Annotated in this window: 7 protein-coding genes and 1 pseudogene; 6 read left to right on the forward strand and 2 right to left on the reverse strand. The window is 43.9% G+C overall.

What is annotated here, in order from left to right:
* Positions 1-193 precede the first annotated feature (193 nt).
* Both L1D11_RS04285 and L1D11_RS04290 read right to left on the reverse strand, forming a co-directional pair.
* On the reverse strand, positions 194-889 hold the full coding sequence (locus L1D11_RS04285) for a response regulator (RefSeq protein ID WP_239833552.1): 696 nt from the start codon (positions 887-889) through the stop codon (positions 194-196).
* Between the two features lie 69 nt (positions 890-958).
* Positions 959-2,566 (reverse strand): sensor histidine kinase, encoded by a 1,608-nt coding sequence (locus L1D11_RS04290; RefSeq protein ID WP_239833558.1) that lies wholly within the window; start codon positions 2,564-2,566, stop codon positions 959-961.
* 612 nt (positions 2,567-3,178) lie between these two features.
* On the opposite strand from L1D11_RS04290, the gene L1D11_RS04295 reads away from it, so the two are divergent.
* The 6 genes and pseudogenes from L1D11_RS04295 to L1D11_RS04320 all read left to right on the forward strand — a co-directional run.
* Positions 3,179-3,406 (forward strand): hypothetical protein, encoded by a 228-nt coding sequence (locus L1D11_RS04295; RefSeq protein ID WP_239833553.1) that lies wholly within the window; start codon positions 3,179-3,181, stop codon positions 3,404-3,406.
* A 215-nt stretch (positions 3,407-3,621) separates the two neighbouring features.
* On the forward strand, positions 3,622-5,070 hold the full coding sequence (locus L1D11_RS04300; RefSeq protein ID WP_239833554.1) for a TolC family protein: 1,449 nt from the start codon (positions 3,622-3,624) through the stop codon (positions 5,068-5,070).
* A 3-nt stretch (positions 5,071-5,073) separates the two neighbouring features.
* Positions 5,074-6,048 (forward strand): efflux RND transporter periplasmic adaptor subunit, encoded by a 975-nt coding sequence (locus L1D11_RS04305; RefSeq protein WP_239833555.1) that lies wholly within the window; start codon positions 5,074-5,076, stop codon positions 6,046-6,048.
* A gap of 7 nt (positions 6,049-6,055) precedes the next feature.
* Entirely contained in the window at positions 6,056-7,246 is a 1,191-nt protein-coding gene (locus L1D11_RS04310; protein WP_239833556.1) for an ABC transporter permease, read from the forward strand.
* The gene (locus L1D11_RS04315) at positions 7,243-8,412 is read left to right on the forward strand and encodes an ABC transporter permease (RefSeq protein ID WP_239833557.1); all 1,170 of its coding nucleotides are present in this window, start codon (positions 7,243-7,245) and stop codon (positions 8,410-8,412) included. The genes L1D11_RS04310 and L1D11_RS04315 overlap by 4 nt, the downstream gene beginning before the upstream one ends.
* Before the next feature lie 150 nt (positions 8,413-8,562).
* Positions 8,563-8,743: pseudogene (locus L1D11_RS04320) on the forward strand (ISL3 family transposase); the annotation flags it as partial.

Raw genomic sequence — 8,743 nt, forward strand, 5'->3', positions numbered from 1 at the left:
AAATATTGACTCATTTCGAACAAATTCTAGCCAACCATTCTGCTCATAAAGCCCGTTATAGAAGCAAATCAGCATTCTCAAACATTTTAGTTAAAAAGAATAGTATCAGGTCGGTGAAATGAGTAAGAGGAAATCGGGAGAAAGGTAAAACCAGTTTATTCAACTGGCTTTATATTGATTGATAGCATCGCGTTTATCTTTGCGATTTGTTGTAGCAGCGCTCTGGGCGACCTACGGTACCGTAATTTAAGTCCGCGACTAACTCGCCAGTGGTAATCAAAAATTCTAAATAGCGTCTAGCGGTGGTTCGGCTAGCACCAATTCGTTCACCGGCTTCATCAGCGGTAATATTAACGGCATTAGCTTGTTGAAAAATGGCTCTGATCTTATCCAACGTTACGCCATCAATGCCTTTCGGTAATATTGAAACTTTCGCTGAGTCTGTTTTAGCATTGGCTTGTAGCATCTTATCCACCAAGCCTTGGTTTAGATCAGACACGCTTTCGAACTCTTGTTGTTGTGATTGATACTTTTTCAGCGCCGCTTCCAAGCGAGGAAACATCACTGGCTTCAGTAAGTAGTCGACAACGCCGCCGCGCATTGCCACCTGCAAAGTATCAACGTCTCGAGCTGCAGTAATTAAGATTACATCGCACTCTTGATTACTGCCTCTTACGTGATTAAGAATATCAAGCCCACTGCCATCTGGCAGGTAAACATCCAGTAGCATTAAGTCAGGTTTCAATATATCGAGTTGCATTAACGCTTCAGATTGTGTGGTCGCTATTCCCACAACATCAAAACCTCCCATCAGCTCCAAGTAGCGATAGTGAAGCTCTGCAATCGCAATATCATCTTCAATGACCATGACTCTGGTGATTGCATTCATTTATGCTCTTCCTTTAACCATAATTTTTCCGTCACGATGATCTTCACAAGATCGCTTCGTGCTTAATTATTATTGTTCTTCTTTTGGCAGATAAACGGTCATTCGCGTGCCAAAATCGTGGTTATCGAACATTTCAAGCTGCCCTTGATATCGGTCTACCAATTGCTTTATCAGATACAAACCAACACCGCGATTCTGCTTCGCTTTGCTCGATACGCCCTTTTCAGTAAGTACTTTCGTCGCCAAGTATTTCGGCAAACCACATCCTTTGTCTTCTACTTCTACGATAATTTCATTACCAAAATCACTGATTGAAACTTCAATAACCCGACGCGCTGGGGCGATTTGACCCTCTTGCTTAATAGCCGTCATAGTGGCATCAAATGCGTTATCAATTAGGTTGCCAAGAATTGTGACAACATCATCCGCGTTTAGCCAGCTAGGCAGTGCCTCAAGCCTCGAATCTTCTTCGACTTTAAGTTCTAAACCAATTTCTCGTGCGCGCTCCGTTTTCCCAAGGAGCATGCCTGCGATGAGCGGGTCTTTAACGGTTTCACGTAAGAATTTGATCAAGCTTTGATAGTGTGCCGTTTCTTGGCCAATCAGTTGCTGTACTGAATCCAACTCCCCCATATGAATCAAGCCACTGATGGTATTGAGCTTGTTTTGATGCTCGTGAGTTTGTGAGCGCAGTAGATCTGCATACTCTTTGGTTTGCGAGAGCTGGTCTGTTAAATCGTTGATTTCATCTCGCAGTCGGAAACTGGATACGGCCCCAACCACTTTGCCCGCCACTATAATTGGGCTTCGGTTGGCTATAATTCGCTTATTGTTTAAATACAACTCGACGTCATGGTCGGTGTCACCCGTTGATAACAGCTGTTCTAAATCACTTCCTGCCAATACATCAGAAAGGCGCTGTTGGTTGAGTGCTTTATCCCTGTCTATCGATAAAATATCGCAGGCACTCTTATTAATTGAACGCAAAATGCCATTCTTATCGATACTAAGAATACCCTCTTTCACGGTACTCATGGTCACGTCTAACTCGACATAAAGTCGGCCTATCTCTTCGGGCTCAAAGCCCAAGATAGAGCGCTGAAAACGACGAGATACATAACTCGAAATCAACGCATTGACCGCAACCACCAGCAACGCCATCACAATCAAAAAGGCTAAGTAAGGTTCGATTCGATCTTGCAAAGAATCCAATAAGTAACCAACCGAGACCACTCCAACCACTGTACCTTGCTGGTCTTTAACCGCTGATTTACCACGAACTGACAAACCAAGCGATCCTTTGGCTGTCGAAACATAAGACTCCCCCAATACCAATGCTTTTTGGTTATCACCACCACGCATTGGTTTACCGAGCCTATCGTCATAAGGGTGAATCAGGCGGATACCTTTATCATCTCCCACAACAATAAACGCCGCGCCAATGAGCTGGGTAAGGTTACGAAATTTAACTTGGGTTTCTTCAGACAAAACGTATGGATCGCCATTAGGGTCCACCGTTCTTTTTTCTTGAATAAGGCTGGCTACAAGTGGCGATTCAGATAGAAATTCAGCAATACCTAACGCTTTCAAACCCATTTCTTGTTCTTGAGATTGTTTGATGTAATAAAAACCAGCCGCTGCAAGTATCAAAAGCTGAACGAGGCCAGTGACCGTCATGATAATCAGTAACCTTTTACGGAAGCTGATACTGCTCCATTTCATATACCACCGCCCCTAGTGTTAGACCAACAATGTTAACACCAAGTTAATCAGATGACCTTTCTACTTATGCGAATTTGTGACTGTTACTCAACTAAATAGTTGAGCGGATTATTAATTGATATTCCTTTATGTTCTTCACCCATTCGAATCCCTCGCTTTTATAATGGAGCATCTAAAAGACCCAAATATTCGAATAAATATTGAGCTAGATCACTAAGCTTTTAGGTGTTTTTTAGGTTGTTCAAAATAAATACAACTATAATAATAGCACTTGTAGCAGTTTATCGTTGCTAAACGATGTGTCGCAGTTTATGACCATTAGATAAACTCATTCCGACGTTAACAGACAGGTGGACTGTCATGTATCTCGAGCATAAAACTTAGTATTCAGCACTTTTGGTACATGGATACGAATACAACCAGTTACTAGGGCGAGAGCAGAGGTAACTGGCTAAAGCAGCCATGACAATAAACACGAATGAGCAAGATCAAGTGCCCGTAGTGGACGTTCGACAGAAACAGGATAAAAACATAACGTTTAAACATTGTTGAAAAGGAAACCAGACAATGAAACGCGATACTTTTGGAATTTGCCTTACAAAGGCTATGCTGTTCAAAAATTTACAATCTACTTTTACTCATGTTAGAGCATATGAAAAGGACGAGACATCCCCGCTCGACTTAAAAGTATTGTTAGCTTTCCCGCAAATGTCAGGTAGAGATTTATTACAAACGATGCAAGGTTCAAGACAATTAGTGTGGCGCGCAGACCACCATTGCCCAAGCTTTAAATAGCACACGTCCATTTCGTAGTAAATTCCTTTATACTGAACGAAAAGAGCGCCATTCGTCGTGCTTTTTTCTTTTCTGTGATCGTTTTTATCTACATCACGTGCTTCATTGCATTAACTTAATGATTTATGAGTGTTTCTAATCAGGTGAGACAATCAACTCAAGACAAATGACTATCAACCTGTTAGCATTAGAGTTAATACTCTAATTTGGTATTTATGCAGATGACCAAACCAAAATTCCGATATCTTGCGATTGCCAGTGTGCTCCTCGGCACATTTGCTTCGCCAGGCTATACTGCCCCGCTCACTTTTTCTGAAGCGTGGCAAATATTACAAGAAAACAACAACTCACTTGCGGCTCAAAGAGCCAACGTTGAACGTTATCAACACCTTCAGAATTCAACAAGTAGCCTCAATCTTCCGTCTATTACATTGGGCGCTAATTACACGCATCTTGATAGTGACGTCACCATCAATGGTGAACAGTTTGCCGATAGCCTGAGTGGTGTGCCCTCCATTGGTCTCCCTGTTCCTACTCAAATTATCAGTGCGCTCGGCGGCATTACTTCAACGATTACCGAACAAGATATCTTCAGCTCTTCCATTCGTGCAGTATGGCCCATTTTTACAGGTGGTCGAATTACCGCAGCACAAACGGCTGCTGAAGGTAAAAGCGAAGAAGCGCAAAGCCAACTGTTAATGGAAAAACAGGCTCGTTACGAAGACTTAAGCAAATACTACTTCTCTGTGATCTTGGCGGAAGATGTCGTTAGAACGCGCCAAGCAGTAGAAGCAGGCTTAACTCAGCACCGAGATTTCGCTATCAAGATGGAACAACAAGGGCAAATTGCACAAGTAGAACGCTTACAAGCAGACGCTTCTTTAGATAAAGCAATCGTTGAACGCACTAAAGCTGAGAATGACCTCAAGATTGCTCGGCTAGCCCTTACCCAAATTCTTGGTCAAAGCCAAAGCGTTGAACCTTCAGAGCAACTGTTTATCAACAAAAACCTACCTCATATGGATGTGTTTATTGATCAAACATTGATGACTTATCCGGGCCTAAAAATTCTCGATGCGAAAGAGAAGCAAGCAAGTAGCTTAATCAAAGCAGAAAAAGGCAAGTACTACCCAGAGGTTTACCTATACGGAGATTACAACCTCTATGAAGACGATTCACTCGCCAGTGAAATGAAACCAGATTGGTTAGTTGGAATCGGTGTTAATGTGCCACTACTCGACACTTCAGGTCGTTCAGACAAAGTGGCGGCTGCGCACAGTGCAGTATCGCAGGTTAAGTTCCTTAAATCGCAAGCGAAGCAAGACTTAACCGTATTGGTTCAAAAGACCTATCTCGAAGCAAACCAAGCTATTGAAGAAGTCCAAGGGCTTAACTCTAGCTTGTCGCTGGCTCAAGAAAATCTACTACTTCGCAAAAAAGCATTCACTCAAGGGCTCTCTAACTCGTTAGAGGTGGTTGACGCTGAGCTATACCTTGCGAGCATCAAAACACAGCAATCTGCTGCACGATTTAAATACCTAATCTCTCTCAACAAGCTTTTAGCGCTCAGCAGCGAAATGAATGCTTACTCGAGCTACTTAACTTCTTCCGTGACGTCTGATTTCGACTCAAAAACAGACACCGCTAGCTTGTCAAAAGGATAATTCATGAAACCTATTAAGCCCCTTCTTCTATCTATAGTTGGTATCGGCATTGTTGGCTGGGTCGGATACAGTTTTTACCAAGCGTACCAGCCTCAGCCCGTTAAGCTTCAAGGCCAAATCGATGCTCAGCAATACAGCATCTCTTCGAAAGTACCAGGCCGAATTGACGAAGTCTTTGTACGCAAAGGCGACTCTGTTGAGAAAGGTGAGTTGATCTTTTCTCTTCTAAGCCCAGAAATTGATGCTAAGTTAGAACAAGCTAAAGCTGGTGAAAAAGCGGCTGGTGCTCTGGCTCAAGAAGCAGAAAATGGCGCACGTACTCAGCAAATCCAAGCGGCCAAAGACCAATGGCTGAAAGCCAAAGCAGCCGCTGATTTAATGGAAAAAACCTACCAGCGAGTAAACAACCTTTACAACGATGGCGTAGTCGCGGAGCAAAAGCGTGATGAAGCCAAGACACAGTGGCAAGCAGCAAAATACACAGAAAGCGCGGCTTTCCAGATGTATCAGCTAGCACAAGAAGGTGCTCGTGATGAGACCAAAGTGGCTGCCGCTCAAAAAGCATTGATGGCCGCCGGTGCAGTCGCTGAAGTCGAAGCTTATGCAAAAGACACACAGATCCACAGCTGGTTCAGCGGTGAAGTATCTCAAGTGCTACTGAGTAGCGGAGAGTTAGCGCCACAAGGGTTTCCAGTTGTCACTGTGATCGATACTAAAGACGCATGGGCGGTACTCAACGTTCGTGAAGATATGCTCAAGCATTTTGAGAAAGGTGCACAATTTGAAGCTTACCTACCCGCTTTAGATAAGTCGCTGACTTTCCAAGTAACGCATATTGCTGTTATGGGTAATTTCGCAACTTGGCGTTCAACCGATGCTGCGCAAGGCTTTGACTTACGTACATTTGAAGTAGAAGCTCGCCCTGTAGATACAAGCGAGACACTGCGCATGGGTATGAGCCTTGTGGTTAAGCTTTAGGTGACGTATGTCTGCTAATTCTCACTTACCAGAGCATCACAAAGCGAAAAGCAATTTGCTTAGACAGTGGGCTATTGTACGTAAAGACAAGTGGCTGCTGTCGTGCTTAACTTGGATACCCTTGCTGCTTGCTGCAAGTATCTGGCTGATCTTCTCACAAGGCATCGCCCGTGACTTACCTGTTGCTGTGGTTGACCTAGAACACAGCCAAATCTCACAGCAGTTTACTCGCTTAGTCGATGCCTCACCTACCCTGCAAGTCACTCAGAAATACAGCTCAGCAAGTGAAGCAGCTAAAGCCATGATTGAACGTGATATCTACGGCTATGTTGTTATACCTAGACACTTTGACCGAGACCTTTACCTTGGGCTAAACCCGCAGGTATCCGTGTTCTACAACAGCCAATTTATATTGATTGGTAAACTGGTGAACTCAGCTCTACTGCAAGCTCAGGGCACGTTCAACGCTCAACTCGAAGTTGTTAGACAGCTTTCACACGGTGACACCACGGTACAATCTGCATTGGGGCAAGCTGTCACCGTACAAAGCCAAATCACCCCATTGTTTAACAAGAACACCAGTTACGCTCAGTTCTTGGTATCGGCCGTTATTCCTGCTTTATGGCAAATCATGATTGTAGTGGGAACAATTTTGATACTGACTGCAAATGTACGTGCGCGTGGGCTTCAAGCATGGCTATCTCACTCTCCTGTTAAAGCACTCGCATCGACACTAACCCCTTATGTTGTGCTGTTTTTGGGATTCGGTATTGCCTTTAGTTTTTGGTTTTATCGCCTTTTAGAGTGGCCATTTAACGGCAGCTTTATGGCATTGACCATCGCACAGTTACTAACGGTTATTAGTTGTATCATTATGGGTTGCTTGTTCTTCTTCTTGACGCTTGATCCAGCAAGAGCAATGAGTTTTGCTGGCGCATTTACGGCACCAAGTTTTGCCTTTATGGGAATCACCTTCCCTGTCACAGACATGAATACGGCTGCCCAATTTTGGAGAAGCCTACTGCCTGTTAGCCATTACATTGAAGTACAAACGGCTCAATCCAGTTACGGTGTGAGCGCTGCGCAATCGCTGATGAACCTCACTTCAACGTTTTGGTATGTTATTCCTGCTTTTATGGTGATCTTGTTGATTAAAAAGCACTTAGCGCAAGCAGAACATCAAGGAGTAAATCAATGAGCTTTACTCAATTGCTGAAACAAGAATTACTGGCGGTTCTTCGTAACCCTGTTGTATTGCTGACGGTATTTGGTGGCGTGGTCTTTTACTCATTCTTGTACCCGCTACCCTACGCCAATCAAGTACCTCAACAATTGAAGGCATCGGTGGTGAACCTAGACAAGAGCCAAAGTAGCTACCATTTGGAGCGAATGGTCGATGCGACTTCTCAAATTGATTTGGTTCGCCGTGATTCCACTATCGCTGACGCGAAACAGGCTGTGCTTAACCAAGAAATTGGTGGGTTCATCGTCATTCCTGAAGACTTCTACAAAGACCTACTTTTAGGAAAAAGTCCAACGCTCTCTTATGCAGGTGATGCGTCTTACTTCTTGGTTTACGGCACTATAGTTGAAGGGCTTGCGAAGGCTGGCGGCACGCTAGCGGCACAAGTAAAGGTCAGCCACCTCTTAATTGAAGGCGTGCCTTTAGAATCCGCAGCCAAGGGTTATAGTGCATTTAGCTTGAATCTAAAACCTACTTTCAATAGTCGTATGGGATACATCGATTACGTGGTTCCGGCTGTCTTTGTGTTGATCCTTCAGCAAACTCTAGCCATGGCATCCGGGTTGGTTGGTGCGACACAAAACGCCCAGTCTACATTCGGTTACTGGAGTAAAACCTCTCCAGCAAAACTTATCCTTGCTCGTTGTTGCACCTTAGTAGGCATCTACTATTTGTTATCGATGTACTACTTCGGAGCCAGCTTTTCGATGTACGGCATAAACCAGCTCGCCGCTATCTCACAGATTTTAACCTTGTTACTGCCCTTCTTATTGGCTAGCTGTTTGATCGGGATTTTTATCGGAGAGTTAGTGCCAAGAAGAGAACTCGTGACCGTGGTTGTACTGATCAGTTCAATGCCGCTCATTTTCTCCTCTGGCTTTATTTGGCCTATTGAGATGATGCCAGAATGGCTCGTACTGTTATCGCAACTTTTCCCAAGTACGCCTGCGATTCAAGGGTTCTTAGCTTTAAACCAAATGGGCGCTTCGTGGCAAGAAGTGGCATCTCAATGGACGCTATTATGGGGGCAAATCGCACTATGGGGATCGTTATTGGCACTCAAGCTCTACCATAAATCGAGTAAAAACGTCGTTAATCATGCTACCGACCATAGCCGTTGAACCGATTAACTCATCGAAAACCCAAAAGCCCTAATATAGGGCTTTTTTTAGGTTCATCGCGGATTAGCGGGAACTAAAAACAAAAAAAAAACGGTAGTAAGTGATATGGTTTAGTCGCCAAACAAAAATCATACACAAACTACCGTTTCCATGCCGAATCATACTTTCCTATCTTCATTCTGGGAAGGCTTTAAAATAGTAAAGTCTCACCAGACAGCATCACTTATTACCCTGACTCTTAAACCTAACTCTGAGGCGAAATGCCCTTGTGGTCTTGAGGCCGAGGCTATCCATGAGTATCAATGGCGTCATGTAAAAGAGGCCATGTTGC

Source organism: Vibrio sp. Isolate32, assembly GCF_022397955.1.
Taxonomy (GTDB): domain Bacteria; phylum Pseudomonadota; class Gammaproteobacteria; order Enterobacterales; family Vibrionaceae; genus Vibrio.